Consider the following 16268-nt stretch of genomic DNA (forward strand, 5'->3'; position numbering starts at 1 on the left):
CGATGACCAGCTTCATCCCCGGGCCGCACCTGCTCGACTCGCCCCGGGGCCGGGACTGGCCGCGGCTGCCGGCGGCGCCCGCGCCCGGTCGCGAGCCGGTGCCGCCGCGGCGGGCCGACGTCGTGATCGTGGGGGCGGGCCCGGCCGGGCTGGCCGTGGCCTCGGCGTTGTGGCACCACGGGGTGCGTGACATCGTCGTGTTCGACCGCGGCGGGAAGCCGTGCGGCCGGTTCTTCGACCGCGTCGACCTGCTCGGGCAGCGTGTGCTGCGCTCGCCCTACGAGCACCACCCCGGGGTCGAGGGGTACCGCGACTGCGAGCTGCTGGACTTCGCCCGGCTGCACTGGGGCCGGCTGACGCCGATCGAGCGCCGCGAGGTCCGGATGTCGCAGGCCGGGCACCGCTCGGTCGTGCCGCTCGACGTCTTCGAGGCCTACTGCGACCACCTGGTCGACACCCACCGGATCGCGGAGAAGACCTGGCGGGACACCGTCCGGGACGTCCTCCCGGCGGCCACCGACGTCACCGTGCGCGCGGACCGGGCCACGGTCACCGCGCGCCACGTCGTGCTCTGTCCCGGCGAGGAGCGGCGCGAGGCGCCCGTGGAGTGGTGGGGTGGCGGCGCCGCCCCACCGGGGGTCACCTACTGGGACGAACGGGTGCCGCCGCTCGGCGGGCGCCAGGTCGTCGTCGGCGCCGGGCTGACCTCGGCGCACCTGATCACGAACGCCCTCGCGGCCGGTCGCGAGGTGCACTGGGTGGTCCGCGAGCCCGGCGAGCGCTACCAGTGCGCCGACGTCAACTCCAAGTTCTTCCGGCCCGAGGGCCGGGCCCGGATCGGCAGCGTCGGCTGGTCCGACCGGCTGGGGCTGATGGCCGAGTTCCGGCGCGCGTCGATCATGTTCGAGTTCCGTCCGCAGCTGGAGCGGGCCGAGGCCGAGGGACGCCTGGTCGTGCACCGCGGCGACGCGATCACCTCGGTGGCGGCCGGGGCCGGCGGCACGGCGGTGCTGCGGCTGGCCGGCGGACGGCGGGTGAGCGGCGACAGCGCGGTGCTGGCGCTGGGCACGACGCCGGAAACCGGGCGCGGGCTGCTGCCCGAGGAGGTCGTCGGCGAGCGGGACGGCTGGCCGGAACTCGACGAACGCACCCTGACCTACGCGTACGCGCCGCTGGTGTCCGTGGTCGGCGCGGCCGCGGGCATGGTGCTCGGGCCGGCCGCCCGCAACATCGACGGCCACCGCGTCGCCACCGCCCGCGTCGCCGGCGCGATCGCCCGCAGCCTGCGCGGGGACGCCCCGGCCGCGACCCCGGCCCGCGCCAAGGTGGGCGCCGGTGTCTGACGAGGAGCCCTACGACTCGCGCTTCACCCTGCCCGAGATCGACGCCCCGCCGGGGACCGAGGTCGGCGTCATCCTGCTGGGCCTGGAGCCGGACCGGCTGGTCGCCGGGCTGGGCTTCGCCCGGCTGGCCGACGACCCGGCGCTGGTCACCCAGGCGGTCGACCGCGCACGCCACGGCGTGTTCACCGCCGACCTGGCCGGGCTCGCCGCGGCCGGGCTGGCGCAGTGGCGGACGCTGCGGCCCCTGGTGGATGCCGTCCCGGGACGCCCGGAGGCGGGGGCGCTGCGCCAGGAGTGGACGAACTCGGCCGCCCGGGTGGCGAACGCCGTGCCGGACATCGGTCCGGCGGCGCGGGCGTACCTGACGGCCTGCTGGATCCGCCGGGACGAGATCGACCGGCTCGCCGACCGAAAGGAAGCTCCCGATGTCCTACCTGAAGTCGCTGCCGGCTGAAACGACGCTGCTCCAGGTTTTCCGGTCCTACCCGGATCCGGCGCGCCACCTGCTGGCGTTCCACGAAACGCTGCTGCGTGGAGATTCACCGTTCTCGCCGGGGGAGCGGGAAATGATCGCGGCCTACGTTTCGGGCCTCAACGCCTGCGACTACTGCCACGGCATCCACACCGTGACGGCGGAGGCGTTCGGGATCCCGGAAGGCGTCCTGACGGCCGCGGTGGCGGACCTGGCGTCGTCCCCGGTCGACGACAAGCTGAAGCCGGTGCTGGCCTACGTGGGCAAGCTGACGCGGACGCCGTCCCGGATGACCGACGCCGACGCCGAGGCGGTGTTCGCCGCGGGCTGGGACGAACAGGCCCTGCACGACGCCGTGCTCGTCTGCGCGTTGTTCAACTTCATGAACCGGATGGTCGAGGGCCTGGGCATCAAGGCCGACGCGGCGTACGCGACGGAGTCGGGCGAACGGCTGGCCGAGGGCGGGTACGCCGGCCTGGCCGGAATGCTCTGAGACAACGGCAAAGGGGGCCTTCCCGCGGGAAGGCCCCCTTTGCTTTGTCCTTTATGGACGCTCAGGCGGCGTCGCGCCGCAGGGTTTCCGGCGCGGCCCGCAGCGGCTCCGGAGTGGACAGTGAGTGCCCCAGCCACGCCTCGTGGTCCAGCATCCGCAGGTGCTCGTCCTCGGTGCGGGCCACCCGGCGCATCGACACCCGCAGCAGCGGCGGGGCCATCACCGACGTCACGATCGCGACCAGCACCACCATCGTGTAGGTGGCGGTGTTGAGCACGCCGAGCCGCAGGCCGGTCAGCGCCACGATCACCTCGATGACACCGCGGGAGTTCATCCCCGCGCCGAGCGCGAGGCCCTCCCACTTGGACAGGCCGCTCATCCGCGCGCCGCCGTAGGCGCCGGCGAACTTGCCGACGATCGCCAGCGCCAGCAGAGCCGCCGCGGCCAGGGCCGTGGTCGGGTGCGCCAGCGCGGTCAGGTCCATCCGCAACCCGGCCGTGGCCAGGAACAGCGGCGCCAGCACGGAAAGCACCACCGTGCGCAGCGGCGCGAGCTTCGCCTGCGACGCCCGCGACTGCGCGATCAGGATGCCGCCGACGAACGCGCCGAACACCGGCTCCATGCCGAGGCTCTGCGTGGTGGCGCCGAAGGCCAGCAGGATGATCACCGCCATGGCGACGACCGGGCCCGACTCCTCACGCTTGGCGGCCAGGTCCATCAGCTTGCGCACGAGCACGCGGCCGATCGTCCCGGCGAGCGCGATGAACCCGAGCAGGTAACCGATCGACAGCGAGACGACGCCGGCGCTGACGCCGACCGTCGCGGCCGCGGAGACGACCGACAGCAGCAGCCAGCCGACGGCGTCGTCGACCATGCCGGCCGCGAGCGTCAGCTGCCCGATGTTGCGGTGCAACAGCTTCATGTCGGTGAGCGTCTTGGCGATCACCGGGATCGCGGTGACGCACATCGCGACGCCGATGAACAGGGCGAAGACCCAGCGGCTGGAGCCGGAGCTGCCGAGCAGGGAACCGGGCAGGACGAACCCGAGCCCGATGCCCAGCGCCAGCGGCACGAGCAGCCCGACCAGGCTGACGGTGGCCGCGGTCCTGCCCTGGCGGCGCAGGATGCGCGTGTCCAGGTGGGTGCCGGTGATCCCGACCAGCAGCAGCACGGCGAACTGCCCGACGCCGTCGAGCAGGTGGATCTGCTCGGGCGGCTGCGTGGGCATCAGCCAGTTCATGAAGCCGGGCGCGAGGTGGCCCAGCAGCGACGGGCCGAGCAGCATGCCGGTGACGAGCTCACCGACCACCGACGGCAGCCCGAAGCGCTCGGCGAGCCGGCCGAGCAGCTTGGCCAGGGTCAGCAGGACCAGGAGGCCGAGCAAGAACAACAACAACGGATGGGGCGCGATCGGCGCCACCGGGGCGGCAAGATGCATGGTCGACCTCCACGGGAGTGCTTATGCGCCGAATTGTTCCGGGTAATGGATCATGCGCGCGTCTCTGGTCATGCGATATCCACGACCTCCCGCTGAGCTTTTCCGGGCCCCCGGATCACCTGTGTGTTTCCCGTACGATACGGGCAGGGTCCGGTTTCCGATTTTTCCGAATTGCACAGAATGGCAGGAGTTTTCCATGCGCACGAGAACCCGAAGAATCGCCACCGTCGCCGCGGTGGTGGCCGGGCTGACGGCCGTGGCCGCGCCCGCCGCCTCGGCCGCGTCGCCGGTGCACCTGATCGCCGCGCCGACGTTCGCGTTGTCCGCCAACGCGACCGTCGCCGCGGTGGTCGTCGGGATGCCGCCGAACGGCACGTTCTGGGTCGGCGAATGCGGCTGGGTGCCGACCGGCTGCGCCGGCAACCCGGCGACGGTGGTCGAAGTCCACAGTGACGCCCACGGTATCGCGGTCACGACGATCGTGGCCCAGAAGAAGTACGTCGGCAACATCGGTGACGGTGTCGACGTGACGGTGGACTGCGCGACGGTGCGATGCACGCTGGGCGCGTACGACGTTTCCGTCACGGCGCTCGACCGCGTCGACATCCACTTCCGCTGAGACCTGCGGAAAAGGCCGGCACCGGAATTCCGGTGCCGGCCTTTCCGGGTCCGTTCAGGCGGCCAGGATCTGCGTGGTCCGTTTCGCGTCGCCGGTGTCGTGGGCGGCGAGGAGCTCGGCGAACTCCTCGGCGGGCAGGATCCGGACGCCGAGTTCCCGCGCCTTGTCCGCTTTGCTGCCGGAACCTTCGCCGACGACCACGAGGTCCGTCTTGGCCGACACCGAGCCGGCCGCGGTGCCGCCCAGCCGCTCGACGGCCAGGTTGCCTTCGTCGCGGTTCTTCAGTCCCGGCACCGCGCCGGTCACCACGACCCGCATCGGCGAGCCGTCGGCCTTGCGCAGCGGGAGATCGGCGGGCGCTGCGGCCGGAGCCGCGAAGTCCGGCTCGGTCATGGTCAGGCCGCGGTCCACCAGCTTCGCGATGACCGGCGCGAGCTCGGCCAGCTCGCCGGCGATGGTCACCGCGCGTTCCAGGCCGACGCCGTCGACCTCCTGCAGCTGGTCGGGCGTGGCTTCGAGAAGTGCGTCCATGGAACCGAAGTGGCGGGCCAGCCGCCGGGAGACCGCGCGCCCGGCCATCCGGATGCCGAGCCCGGTCAGCAGGCTCGACAGCGGCCGCTTCCGGGTGAGCTCGATCGCCGCGACCAGCTTGCCGCCGGAGATCTCGCCGAGGCCCTCGAGTGCGGCCAGCTTCGGTACGTCGAGGTCGTACAGATCGGCCGGGTCGGCGACCAGGCCCTCGGCCACCAGCTGGTCGAGGATCTTGCCGCCCATGCCCTCGATGTCCATCGCCTCGCGGGTGGCGTAGTGCGCGAGGATCTTGCGCGCGCCGCAGACACGGCCGCCGGTGCAGCGCCAGCGCGTCTGCGAGCGGTCGATGTCCGACCCGCAGTCGGGGCAGACCTCGGGCGGGGTGAACGGCTTGGCGCCCTTCGGCCGCTCGTCGAGCTTGGCGCCGGTGATCTCGGGGATCACGTCGCCGGCGCGGCGGACGAACACGGTGTCGCCGACGCGGACGTTGCGGCGCTCGAGGTCGTCGAAGTTGTGCAGCGTCGCCGAGACGACCTTGACGCCGTCGATGAACACCGGCTCCAGCGTCGCGACCGGGGTGATCACGCCGGTGCGGCCGACCTGGACGTCGATGGCGAGCAGCTTGGTGCTGCGGGTGTCGGCGGGGAACTTCACGGCGACGCCCCAGCGCGGCGCCTTGGTCGACGCTCCGGCGGCCGCGCGGTCCTCGGGCCGGTCGGCTTTGATCACGACGCCGTCGACGCCGTAACCGAGCGAACCGCGCAGGTCCCGGATCTCGGCGACGGCCGCCTCGATCTCGTCGGCGTCGTGGCAGACCTTCAGCGCGGGCTTGCCCCCGGCCGTCGTCGCGACCCCGAGCTTTTCCAGCTGGGCCATGGCTTCCGAGTGCGTGCCGTCGTCCTGCACCCCCTGCACGGAGTAGGCGACGAACGACAGCGGCGCCGCGTAGGCGCGGTCGATCGCCCGCAGCGTCCCGGCGGCGGCGCCACGCGGGTGGGCGAACGCGGGCTCGCCGTGACCGGTGCGCAGTTCGTTGGCCGTCGCGAAGTCCTCGTCGGTCATGAAGATCTCGCCGCGGACTTCGATCGTCCGGGGCGAGGAGAGCTTCTTGGGCAGGCCCTTGGCCCGGAGCGCGCGTGTGGTGACGTCTTCGCCCATCGTGCCGGTGCCGCGGGTGAGGACCAGCGTCAGCCGGCCGCGCGAATAGCGGGCGGCGACGGCGAGGCCGTCCAGCTTCGGTTCGACCGAGAAGGCCGGGGCCGGGTGGCCGAGGACACGTTCGAGGCGGCCCAGCCACTTCTGCAGCGACTCGGTGTCGAAGACGTTGTCCAGCCCCAGCATCGGCGTGCTGTGCGGGATCTCGGTCCCGGGCGCGACCCCCGCGCCGACGGCCTCGGTCGGTGTGTCGGGGGCCTTCCACGCCGGGTGCGCGGTTTCGGTCGCGATCGCGCGGGCCAGCAGGGCGTCGTAGGCGTCGTCGTCCATGAGGACGTCTTTGCCGGCGTAGTAGGCGGCCGCGGCGGCCCGGATCCCGTCGAGGGCTTTTTCGTACTGCGCGGCGGAGGAGAACGCCTTGGCCTTCGCCGGATCGGCGGGGCCGACGGGTGCCGGGGTCATCGGGATCCTCCACTCGTCGACGGACGGGCCGGGCGGGCACAGGGGCGCCCGCTGGGGACGCTAGTCCCGCCGGCCGCGCGGCCCATCTCCCAAAATGCCGTGAAGGCCACCTTCAGGGACTCCATGTCCCTCAAGGTGGCCTTCACGGACCTGGAACGCGCTCAGCCCTTGACGGGGCTGCTCTGGTGCGAGAACAGGTTCAGCTCGCCCTCGGCGTTGCGGACGACCACCCAGACCGCGCGGATCTGGTTCTCCGGCGCGATCTCCGACTCGCCGGCGCGGATGATCCCGCCCTCGGTGATCGCGATCGCGACGTTCTCGTCGAGGAACTTGACCTCGAGCGGCCAGCCGTAGACGTGCGCGCCCTTGAGGGGACCCGCGAACCCGGCGCGCATGTACGCGCGGATCTCGTCCTGGCTGGTGAGCTGGTTGTCCTGCAGCAGCAAGCTGCCGTTGGCGGTGAAGACGTCGGCGAAGACGTCCGGGTCGTTCTTCAGCCACGCGTCCTGGATGCGCTGCGGCACGGTGAGGACGGCCTTTTCGTCCGCGCTGGTGAACTCGCGGTAGAAAGAGGTGTCCTCCTCGACGCCGAGCGCGGTGAGGATCTCGGTGGCGTCGCCCCACGGAGTGGTCGGCACAATGAACTCCTGGTCTGTTTCGGTTACCAGCGGAGGGTGGCGCCGGAGCCGCGCGGGCTGTTCTGGTAGACGGCCAGCTGCCATTCGTTGTCGCGCTTCACGACGACCCACGTGGAGCGGACGGCGAGCTCCTCGTCGATTTCGGTCTCACCCGGGGCGAGGATGCCGCCGTGGGTGCGGATCAGCGCGACGGTGTCGGAGACGAACCGGAGGTCGACCGGCTTGCCCGTGACGCCCGTGCCCTTGAACGGCCCGGCGTAGGCGGCGGCCATGAACGAACCGATCTCGTCGCGGCCCTTCTTCAGGACGTCACCGGGGAGGATGAGGACGCCGTCCTCGGTGAAGGCCTTGGCGACGCCGTAACCGTCGTTCTTCGTCCAAGCGGCGATCAGGCGCAGCGGGACGTCGAGGGCTTCCTTTTCCTTCTCCGCGGTGAAGGGCCCGTAATAGTCGTCCAGCCTGGCCTGGTCGTCAGAAGTGGGTGCGGACACTGTTGCTTCTCCTTCGATCGGTCGGCCAACCAACGGCAGGGATACGATCGGCCCCATACGAGGTAAATGGTCACACGCGGCCCGCATCGGAAACCTCTCCTGCGTTGCCGCGGTTCGCGGTCCTTTTCCCGCAGGAGAGGAGATGCCCGGCACCGGCGTCGGCGGGAATCCTGGTCACGGAGATTCGAGCCAATTGACCAGCCAAGGAGAGCCGGATGTCCGAGAAGGCATCGTCCCTCGTCGCAGGGGCCAAGCAGTGGGCCACCTACTACGGCAAGTTCACCCAGGGCGAGGAGAGCGCCGCGCTGACCGCCCAGCTGCGCGCGCGGGCCGCCTGGGACGCGAACGACGCCGACGCGTTCGCCGCGTCGTTCGCCGAGAACGGCAGCATCCTCGTCGACGACCAGCAGGTCAACGGCCAGGACGCGATCAAGACGTTCTTCACCGACGCCTTCGGCGGCCAGCTGGCCGGCACGAAGCTGCTCACCGAGCCGATCGAGATCAAGGTCCTCGAGCCCGGTGTGGCCGTGGTGATCACCGACGGCGGCGTCCTCTACGACGGCGAGACCACCGTGCCGGCCGAGCGCGTCGTCCGCGGCACCTGGGTCGCCGCGCAGGTCGACGGCGAGTGGCGCGTGGTGTCGCAGCAGACCAGCCCGGTCAAGGGCTGAGGGGGCGGGCATGACGAGCACCGAACGCACGGGCGTCGTCACCTTCCGGGGCAACCCGGTGACGCTGCTCGGCCCGGAGGTCGCCGTCGGCGACCAGGCGCCGGACTTCACCGTGCTGGGCAACGACCTGGCGCCGGTCCGGTTCTCCTCGCTGAGCGGCACACGGGTGATCTCGGTCGTCCCGTCGCTGGAGACGCCGGTCTGCGACCTGCAGACGCGCCGGTTCAACGAAGCCGTCACCGACCTCGGCGAGGCGTCGGTGCTGACGGTGTCGGTGGACCTCCCGTTCGCCCAGGCCCGCTGGTGCGGCGCGGCGGGCGTCGAGGGCGTGCGAACCCTGTCCGACCACCGCGACGTCGCGTTCGGTCTCGCGTACGGCGTGCTGATCAAGGAGTTCCGCCTTCTGTCCCGCGCGGTGTTCGTGGTGGACGCCGCGAACACGGTCGTCCACGCCGAGTACGTCCCCGAAGTCGGCCAGCCGCCGAACTTCGACGCCGCGGTGATCGCGGCCCAAGGAGCCGAAAGCGCGCGCCGGTCCGCCGGCCGCGCCGCCTGACCGTCCGAAAAGGACGGTCCATTCGCGAAGGCCGTCGCCCGGGTCCCCCTGCACCCGGGCGGCGGCCTTCGCTTTGCCGTGTCGACCCCCCAATCACGCGAGTTGACCCGCTAATCACGCGAGTCGACCCGCCAATCACGCGAGTCGACCCCCCAATCACGCGAGACCGGAGTTCGGGAACCGACGTGATGCCCGGCGGATCACGTGAGATGCCTTCTTGAGCACGACGTCGCCTGCCGGAAGGCGGAAATCGGGTGCTCGCCGGGGCAAGTCATGCGCTTGGGCGGGCACACTCGCGATCAGTGGGCATCACGTGTGATTGAAGGGACATCACGCGTGATTGAAGGGTCGGCACGCGTGATCGGGGGGTCGACACGGCAACAGGCCCCGCGACGTGGAGGTCGCGGGGCCCGGGCGAAGAGATCTACGCGGCGCGGGGGAGGGTGTCCAGGTCCGCCAGCAGGACTTTCAGGGCCTTTTTGTCGGCTTTCCCCACTGCGGTGTGCGGGAAGGCGTCCAGGACTTCCAGGCGCTCCGGGATCTTGAACGCCGCCAGGCCGCGCTCCGTCAGGAGACGGGTGATTTCGGCCAGGGACAACGAGCAGCCGCCGTGGAAGCGGACGAACGCGCAGACGCGCTCGCCGTACACCGGGTCCGGGGACGGGACCGCCGCCACCTCCGCGACCTCCGGCAGTTCCTGGATCAGCGTCTCGACCTCGCCGGCCGAGATCTTCTCGCCGCCGCGGTTGATCAGGTCCTTCACCCGGCCGCAGACGACCGCGTGGCCGTCGGTCGTGATGCGGACCAGGTCGCCCGTGCGGAACCAGCCGTCCTCGGTGAACGACAGGCGGTTCTGGTCCGGGACGCCGTAGTAGCCGCGCGGGGTGCCCGGGCCGCGCGTCAGCAGCTCGCCGATCTCCCCGGGGGACACGGGTGAGCCGTCCTCGTCGACGACCAGCAGCTCGTCGAACGCGCTGACCGGCGGCCCCTGCGTGCCGAACGCCACCTCGTCGGACGCGTCCGGCGGGGTGTAGCAGACCAGGCCCTCGGCCATCCCGTACACCTGCTGCAGCCGGCAGTCGAGCGTCCGCGCCATCCGCTCCGCGATGTCCGGCGCCAGCATCGAGCCGCCGACGTGCAGGTACCGCAGGCTGGACAGGTCCGGCTTCAGCGTGGCCGCCGCGTCCATCCACTTCAGCACGACGGCCGGCACCGCCGACGTCGCCGTGACGCGCTCGGCCTCGATCGCCGCGAACACCGGTTCCGCCCGGGGGGACGCCGAGAACACGACGCGCCCACCCGCGTGCAGCGCGCCGAGCAGGCCCGGGCTGGCGAGCGGGAAGTTGTGCCCGGCCGGCAGCACCGCGAGGTACACGGTGTCCTCGCCGAACGCGCACGCCCGCGCGGTGTGGACGATATTGAACAGGTAGTCGTCGTGCGTCCGGCTGATCACCTTCGGCACGCCCGTGGTGCCGCCCGACAGCAGGAACACGGCGATGTCCGACGGCGACGGCCCGTGCTCGTCCAGCCACCGCCGCCGCGCCTCGACGTCGCCGTCGGGCGACAGCAGCGACCGGACGTCGATCGCGCCCTCGGCGACGTCGTCGCCGACCACCAGCACCTCCGCCGGCCCGGGCAAGGCCGCGGCCACCCGGAACGCCAGCTGCTGGTGGTCGTACCCGCGCCAGGTGCCGGGCACGACCAGGGCGCGCGCCCCGACGTGCGCGCCGATGGCCGTCAGCTCGTGGTCGCGGTGCGGCGGCAGCATCATCGTCGGGACGACGCCGAGGCGCAGCAGGGCCGCCGTCACGACCGCGAACTCCCACGTGTTCGGCAGCTGCACCAAGACCGTGTCCCCGCGCCCCAGCCCGCGCTCGCCCAGCCGCACGGCCAGCGCGTCCGCGCGCACCGCGAGGTCGCGGTAGGTCAGCCGGGTCGCCCCGTCGACGACGGCGACCCGGTCACCCCGGTCCCCGGCCCACTCCCACAGGTACGACCCCATCGTGCGTCCGGGCCAGACCCCGGCCGCGCGGTACGCGTGCGCCAGATCCTGCGGCCAGGGCACAAAACCGTCGAAACTCATGCCGTCCCCTCGGTGTCCTGAGACATCTCCTGAGACATCTCTGGGGCCATCTCTTGGGCCATCCGCTCGGTCAGCAGCGAAGCGACCGCGTCGATGGTCGGGCGGTCCCAGAACAACGTCGCGGGCAGCGGGAACCGGAAGCGCCGCTCCAGCCCGCGCCGGATCCGCACGGTCATCACCGAGTCGAGACCCATCTCGATCAGCGGCCGCCGGATGTCCACTTCGGACGGTGCGAGGCCGGTCTCGGTCGCGACCTGCTTGCGGATCTCCTCGGTGACGGCGGCCGTCAGCTCGGCGCCGGTGAGCCCGGCCCACGGGACGTCGACCAGGTCGGCGGCCGTGGCGCCGGCCGCGGCCTCCTCCGGTAGCTCCGACAGCAGCGCCAGCTTCCGCACCCCCGGCTCGGCCGGCAGCGTCCGCAGCATCACGGCGTACCCGAGGTCGTGGCGGGTGGCCAGGTCCCAGGCGCCGAACGCCTCGGTGGCGCTGATGTCGGCCGTGCCGCGGGCGGCGAGCTCGGCGTCGATCACCGCGGTGGAGGTCGACATGCCCAGCCCGCGCCACGACGTCCACGCGTAGCTGGCCGCCCCGGTGTCCCCGGCGGCACGCCGGTGCGCGGCGAGCCCGTCGAGGAACGCGTTGCCCGCGGCGTAACTGGCCTGCCCGGGCAGCCCGAGCAGCTGGCCGCACGAGGAGAACAGCACGAAGAAGTCCAGCGACCCCGGCGGGAACAGCGCGTGCAGGTTCAGCGCGCCTTCGACCTTCGGCCGCATGACGTGGCGCAGCGACGCCTCGTCGAGCCGGCCGAGCGTGCGGTCGTCGAGCACGCCGGCGGCGTGCACCACGCCGCGGAACGGCGGCAGCCCCAGCGCGTCCGGCGAGAGCTTCGCGGCGACGTCGTCGGCGTCGGAGACGTCCACGGCGACCGGGAACACGGTGACACCCAGGCGTTCCAGCGCGACCACCGAGTCGACCGCGGCGATCTCGGCCTCGTCGGTCAGCTCGGCCCAGCGGGCGCGCGGCGGGAGCCCGCGCCGGCCGGCGAGCACGATCCGCCGGGCGCCGCGGTCGGCCAGCCAGTGCGCGACCTCCAGGCCCAGCGTGCCGAGGCCGCCGGTGACCAGGTACGTCGCGTGCGGCCGGCCTTCGAGCCGCTGCTTGACCGGCTCGCCCTCGATCCGTTGCAGGCGCCCGACTTCGGCCGCCCCGTCGCGGACGACGACGACGTCCTCGCCGCGGATCGTGCGCAGCACGTCGACCAGGCCCCGGATGTCCTCTTCGGACTGTCCGATGTCGACGACGCCACCCCAGAGGTCCGGGTACTCGCCGCCGACGACCCGGCCGACACCCCAGACGGAGCTGTGGCCGAGCGAACCGGCGTCGGCGCTCTCGCGGACGCCTTCGGTGAGGCACCAGACGCGCGCGGCTTTCGTCTCGCCGGTCGCGGCGACGCGCTGGGCCGTGCGGGCGAGCAGCCAGGCCCCGTCGGCGGCGGCGTCCCCGGACGCGCCGGCGGCGGGGACCACGAGCAGCGTGTGCTCGCGGCTCAGCAAGCCCTCGGGCAGCGCCTCGGGCGTGGCCGTGACCAGGTGCGCGACGCCGAGCGCGTCGAGCCCGGTGGTGACCCGCCGCAGCACCGGCGAGTCCGGCCCGACCAGCACGAGGTTCAGCGCCGCGCCCGAAGCGGTGCCCTCGGCCGGGCGCCAGCCCAGCCGGTGCACGACCTGGCGCGGGCTCGTCACGGCGCCGGCTTCGCTGTCCAGCACGCCGTAGCGCAGCCGGGCCAGCCGGCCGACGACGGTCCCGTCGAGGTCGGCGATCTCGACGTCCACGGTGTCGTCGGCGACCACGCGCACGGTCACCCGCGCCCGGGACGGCGACTGCGCGGCGAGCGTGACGCGGTGGATGTGGGCGGGCATCCGCAGGATCGGCGGCCCGCCGAAGGCGACCGAAGCCGCCGACAGTGCGCCGTCGAGCAGCGGCGCCCAGGTCTCGGGCAGCTCGTCCGAGCCGGGGTCGGTGTTGACGGTGACCACGAGGGTGCCGTCCCCGCGCCGGATTTCCTCGACGACCCACGGGAAGCCCATCGCCGCGACGCCGAGCGTGGCGAGCCGGTCGATGACGTACCCGGTCGGCAGGTCCTCGGTGGTCTGCGCATCCGAGCGCTGGCCGCGGATCTTGCCGGTGAACGGCGAGACGGACGCGGTCGTGTGGGTGACCCAGCCCTTGTCGTCGCCGTCGTCGCTCTGACCGTCCTCGATGATCCGCGACGACAGCCGGAACGCGCCGTCCTGCAGCACGATCTGCAGGTGCCGGGGCCGGGTGACGCTCACCGGCACGCGCAGCGCGACGTCGGAGATCTCGTGCCAGGTGCCCTTCGCGGTCGCCGCGGCGGTGAGGAAGCTGTTGAGCAGCACCGCGGCCGGGATGATCTCGACCTTGCGCACCGGGTGGTCGCCCGGGTACGGCCGCGAGTCGCGGTCCAGGTAGGTCAGCCAGGCCTGCGCCGGGTTCGCGCCGTGCACGTTGATCCGGCCGCCGAGCAGCGTGTGGCTCTCGAGGTCGTGCTGCTCGGTGAGGAACGACCGGCCGACCGAGTCGTCGACCCAGTGCTCCTTGCGCTGCCACGCCGTGGTCGGCACGTCCACCAGCGAGCCGGCCGGCCAGTGCGCGGCCCAGTCGACGTCGACGCCGGCGCAGTACAGCGCGCCGAGGTTGCCCAGCAGGGTTTCGCGCTCGGGCCGGTTGCGGCGCAGGGAGTGCGTGACGACGGCGTCGGTGATGCCCAGCTCGTCGAGGGTCTCGTTGATCGAGTGCTCGACCACCGGGTGCGGCGAGACCTCGACGAAGAGCCGGTAGCCGTCGGCCGCCGCGGCCGCGACGGCCTCGGCGAACCGGACCGTGCCGCGCAGGTTCGTCGCCCAGTACGCGCCATCGCGCGGGGCTTCCGAACGCGGGTCGGCCAACGCCGTGCTGTACACCGGGATCCCGGCCGGCGTCGGGGGCAGGTCGGCGGCGGCTGCGGCGAGCGACTCCAGCAGCGGGTCCATGTGCGGGCTGTGGAACGCGACGTCGGAGTCGACGCGGCGCACGACGAGTCCCTCGGCGCCGAACGACTCGCTGATCTCCTGGACGGCGTCGATGTCGCCGGAGAACACGGTCGAACCGGTGGCGGCCGCGACCGCGACGGCGACGTCGGTGCGGCCGGCGAGACGGCGGCGGGCCTCTTCCGGCGGCAGGTTCACCATGGCCATCGCGCCGTTCCCGGCGACCTGGCGCAGCAGCAGGGACCGCCGGCAGACCAGCCGGGCGCCGCGTTCTAGGGTGAGCATCCCGGACGTGACGGCCGCGGCGATCTCGCCCACGGAGTGCCCGATCACGGCGTCGGGGTGGACCCCGCGGTCGCGCCACAGCGCGGCCAGTGCGACCTGGACGGCGAAGATCATCGGCTGGACGACGTCGACCGGCTGCTCGTCGTCCGAGCCGATGGTCGCGCGCGGCGAGACGCCCATCTCCGCCTGGAAGATCGGCTCGATCGTGTCGATCACGGCGGCAAACGCCGGTTCGGTCGCGAGCAGCTCGCGGGCCATGCCGATCCACTGCGAGCCGTGCCCGGAGAAGACCCAGACCAGGTCCTGGCGTGACGTCTCGGGCAGCGCGCGCCCGGACGTCCCGCCGGTGCCCGCCGCGAAGTTGGCCAGCTTCGCGCGCAGCGTGAAGGTGTTGTCGGCGACGACGGTCGCGCGGTGCGGCAGGTGCTGGCGCCGCTGCGAAAGCGTGTGGCCGACGTCGGCCAGTGTGGTGTCGGGGTTGCGGGCCAGCCAGTTCGCCAGCCGGCCGGCGTACTTCGCGACGGCGGTCTCGGTCGCCCCGGACAGCGGGAGCACCCGCGGCGTCCCGGTCGCCGCGGCCGGGCCGGCCTCGGCGTCGGCCTCGTCGGCCGCCTCCAGGATCACGTGCGCGATGGTGCCGCCGTAGCCGTACCCGGAGACCCCCGCGCGCCGCGGCGCGACGCTCTGCGGCCACGGCGTGTTCTCGGTGACCACGCGCAGACCCGAAGTGGCCCAAGGGATCTTCGGGTTCGGCGTGGTGAAGTTCAGGCTGGCCGGGATCTCGCCGTGCTGCAGGGCCAGCACGGTCTTGATCACCCCGGCGACGCCGGCGCCGGCTTCGAGGTGGCCGACGTTCGGCTTGACCGAGCCGATCAGGCAGGGCGTGTCGGGCGTGCGGCCGGCGCCGAACACCGCGGTCATCGCGCCCGCTTCGAGCGGGTCGCCGACGTTGGTGCCGGTGCCGTGCGCCTCGACGTAACCGACCGTCGCCGGGTCGATCCCCGCGGCGGTGTAGGCCTTGCGCATCAGGTTGGCCTGCGCCTCGCCGTTGGGCGCCATGATCCCGTTGGTCTTGCCGTCCTGCTGCACCGCGCTGCCGCGGACGACCGCGAGCACCCGGTCGCCGTCGCGGCGGGCGTCTTTGAGCAGCTTGAGCACGACGACGCCGCCGCCCTCGCCGCGGCCGTAACCGTCGGCGGAGGCGTCGAACGACTTGCTGCGCCCGTCGCGCGAGGTGGCGCCGGCCGCGTCGAGCACGACCGAAAGCCCCGGGCCGGCCATCACCAGGATGCCGCCGGCCAGGGCGACCGGGCACTCGCCGGAACGCAGCGCCTGGGCGGCCAGGTGGATCGAGACCAGCGAGGACGAACAGGCCGTGTCCACGACCATGCTGGGCCCGTGCAGGTCGAGCACGTAGGAGACGCGGTTGGCGACCGCGCAGAACGAGCTGCCGATCCCGGTCCAGGCCTCGATCCGCGGCAGGTCCTCCAGCAGGCGGCGGCCGTAGTCGTCGGCGCCGACCCCCATGAACACCCCGGCGTCCGTGCCGCCCAGCGAGCGCGGCGGGATCCCCGCGTGCTCCAGCGCCTCCCACGCCAGCTCCAGCGTGATCCGCTGCTGCGGGTCCATCAGCGCGGCCTCGCGGGGCGTGACGTCGAAGAAGTCGGCGTCGAACTCCTTGACGTTGTCCAGGAACGCGCCGCGCTTGGTCACGTCCCGGACCACCGCGGCGTGCTCCCGGCTCTGGCCGGCGTGCCACTCCCAGCGGTCCGCGGGCAGCTCGCCGACGGTGTCGCCACCGTCGCGCAGGAGGGCCCAGAACGACTCTGGTGACTCGATTCCCGCGGCGAAACGGCAAGCCATCCCGATGATGGCGACGGGTTCGGGGAAGTTCATCGGCCTTCTTTCGTTCGTCCCGCGAGCGGCGGGCGCCGGGCTAGGACACCGAAGATCCGGGCGAGCCGGTTCCGGCCCGCCCGGATCG

The 16268-nt window shown here is 72.6% G+C and carries 12 protein-coding genes; 6 read left to right on the forward strand and 6 right to left on the reverse strand.

Annotated features, from left to right (window positions below):
• The first annotated feature begins 2 nt into the window (after positions 1-2).
• From OG494_RS00260 to OG494_RS00270, 3 genes are read left to right on the forward strand one after another with little or no spacing between them, the layout of a single operon-like run.
• On the forward strand, positions 3-1343 hold the full coding sequence (locus OG494_RS00260; protein ID WP_328450703.1) for an FAD-dependent oxidoreductase: 1341 nt from the start codon (positions 3-5) through the stop codon (positions 1341-1343).
• A complete protein-coding gene (locus tag OG494_RS00265; protein ID WP_328450705.1) occupies positions 1336-1797 on the forward strand; it encodes a DUF6187 family protein in 462 nt (153 codons plus the stop codon). Before OG494_RS00260 ends, OG494_RS00265 begins: the two co-directional genes overlap by 8 nt.
• Entirely contained in the window at positions 1769-2308 is a 540-nt protein-coding gene (locus OG494_RS00270; protein ID WP_328450707.1) for a carboxymuconolactone decarboxylase family protein, read from the forward strand. Before OG494_RS00265 ends, OG494_RS00270 begins: the two co-directional genes overlap by 29 nt.
• Positions 2309-2369: 61 nt before the next feature.
• Here the strand turns inward: OG494_RS00270 and OG494_RS00275 are convergent, their stop codons facing one another.
• Entirely contained in the window at positions 2370-3746 is a 1377-nt protein-coding gene (locus OG494_RS00275) for a cation:proton antiporter (RefSeq protein WP_328450709.1), read from the reverse strand.
• Between the two features lie 196 nt (positions 3747-3942).
• On the opposite strand from OG494_RS00275, the gene OG494_RS00280 reads away from it, so the two are divergent.
• Positions 3943-4365 (forward strand): neocarzinostatin apoprotein domain-containing protein, encoded by a 423-nt coding sequence (locus OG494_RS00280; protein WP_328450711.1) that lies wholly within the window; start codon positions 3943-3945, stop codon positions 4363-4365.
• A gap of 54 nt (positions 4366-4419) precedes the next feature.
• Here the strand turns inward: OG494_RS00280 and ligA are convergent, their stop codons facing one another.
• From ligA to OG494_RS00295, 3 genes are all read right to left on the reverse strand, one after another.
• Entirely contained in the window at positions 4420-6513 is a 2094-nt protein-coding gene (gene ligA / locus OG494_RS00285) for an NAD-dependent DNA ligase LigA (RefSeq protein ID WP_328450713.1), read from the reverse strand.
• 161 nt (positions 6514-6674) lie between these two features.
• A complete protein-coding gene (locus tag OG494_RS00290; protein WP_328450715.1) occupies positions 6675-7151 on the reverse strand; it encodes an SgcJ/EcaC family oxidoreductase in 477 nt (158 codons plus the stop codon).
• Positions 7152-7174: 23 nt separating this feature from the next.
• Complete coding sequence (locus OG494_RS00295; RefSeq protein WP_328450717.1) at positions 7175-7642, reverse strand: SgcJ/EcaC family oxidoreductase; 468 nt, start codon at positions 7640-7642, stop codon at positions 7175-7177.
• Between the two features lie 215 nt (positions 7643-7857).
• Between OG494_RS00295 and OG494_RS00300 the strand changes: the two genes are divergently transcribed.
• Both OG494_RS00300 and tpx read left to right on the forward strand, forming a co-directional pair.
• Complete coding sequence (locus tag OG494_RS00300; RefSeq protein ID WP_328450719.1) at positions 7858-8313, forward strand: SgcJ/EcaC family oxidoreductase; 456 nt, start codon at positions 7858-7860, stop codon at positions 8311-8313.
• Between the two features lie 10 nt (positions 8314-8323).
• Positions 8324-8869 carry a thiol peroxidase gene (gene tpx / locus OG494_RS00305; RefSeq protein ID WP_328450721.1) on the forward strand — a complete coding sequence of 182 codons (546 nt, stop codon included), beginning with the start codon at positions 8324-8326 and terminating at the stop codon, positions 8867-8869.
• A gap of 424 nt (positions 8870-9293) precedes the next feature.
• On the opposite strand, the gene OG494_RS00310 is transcribed toward tpx, so the two are convergent.
• Positions 9294-10952: a (2,3-dihydroxybenzoyl)adenylate synthase gene (locus OG494_RS00310; protein ID WP_328450723.1), complete on the reverse strand. Its 1659-nt coding sequence runs from the start codon at positions 10950-10952 to the stop codon at positions 9294-9296.
• Positions 10949-16180: a type I polyketide synthase gene (locus OG494_RS00315; RefSeq protein WP_328450725.1), complete on the reverse strand. Its 5232-nt coding sequence runs from the start codon at positions 16178-16180 to the stop codon at positions 10949-10951. Before OG494_RS00315 ends, OG494_RS00310 begins: the two co-directional genes overlap by 4 nt.
• Positions 16181-16268: the final 88 nt, after the last annotated feature.

Source organism: Amycolatopsis sp. NBC_00438, assembly GCF_036026695.1.
In the GTDB taxonomy this organism is placed as follows: Bacteria; Actinomycetota; Actinomycetes; order Mycobacteriales; family Pseudonocardiaceae; genus Amycolatopsis.

What these genes read in the sequence shown, in the direction of transcription:
- OG494_RS00300 (WP_328450719.1), top strand. Translation starts at nt 7,858, where the DNA reads ATGTCCGAGAAGGCATCGTCCCTCGTCGCAGGGGCCAAGCAGTGGGCC.
- OG494_RS00315 (WP_328450725.1), bottom strand. Translation starts at nt 16,180, where the DNA reads ATGAACTTCCCCGAACCCGTCGCCATCATCGGGATGGCTTGCCGTTTC.
- OG494_RS00260 (WP_328450703.1), top strand. Translation starts at nt 3, where the DNA reads ATGACCAGCTTCATCCCCGGGCCGCACCTGCTCGACTCGCCCCGGGGC.
- OG494_RS00310 (WP_328450723.1), bottom strand. Translation starts at nt 10,952, where the DNA reads ATGAGTTTCGACGGTTTTGTGCCCTGGCCGCAGGATCTGGCGCACGCG.
- OG494_RS00275 (WP_328450709.1), bottom strand. Translation starts at nt 3,746, where the DNA reads ATGCATCTTGCCGCCCCGGTGGCGCCGATCGCGCCCCATCCGTTGTTG.
- ligA (WP_328450713.1), bottom strand. Translation starts at nt 6,513, where the DNA reads ATGACCCCGGCACCCGTCGGCCCCGCCGATCCGGCGAAGGCCAAGGCG.
- OG494_RS00270 (WP_328450707.1), top strand. Translation starts at nt 1,769, where the DNA reads ATGTCCTACCTGAAGTCGCTGCCGGCTGAAACGACGCTGCTCCAGGTT.
- tpx (WP_328450721.1), top strand. Translation starts at nt 8,324, where the DNA reads ATGACGAGCACCGAACGCACGGGCGTCGTCACCTTCCGGGGCAACCCG.
- OG494_RS00280 (WP_328450711.1), top strand. Translation starts at nt 3,943, where the DNA reads ATGCGCACGAGAACCCGAAGAATCGCCACCGTCGCCGCGGTGGTGGCC.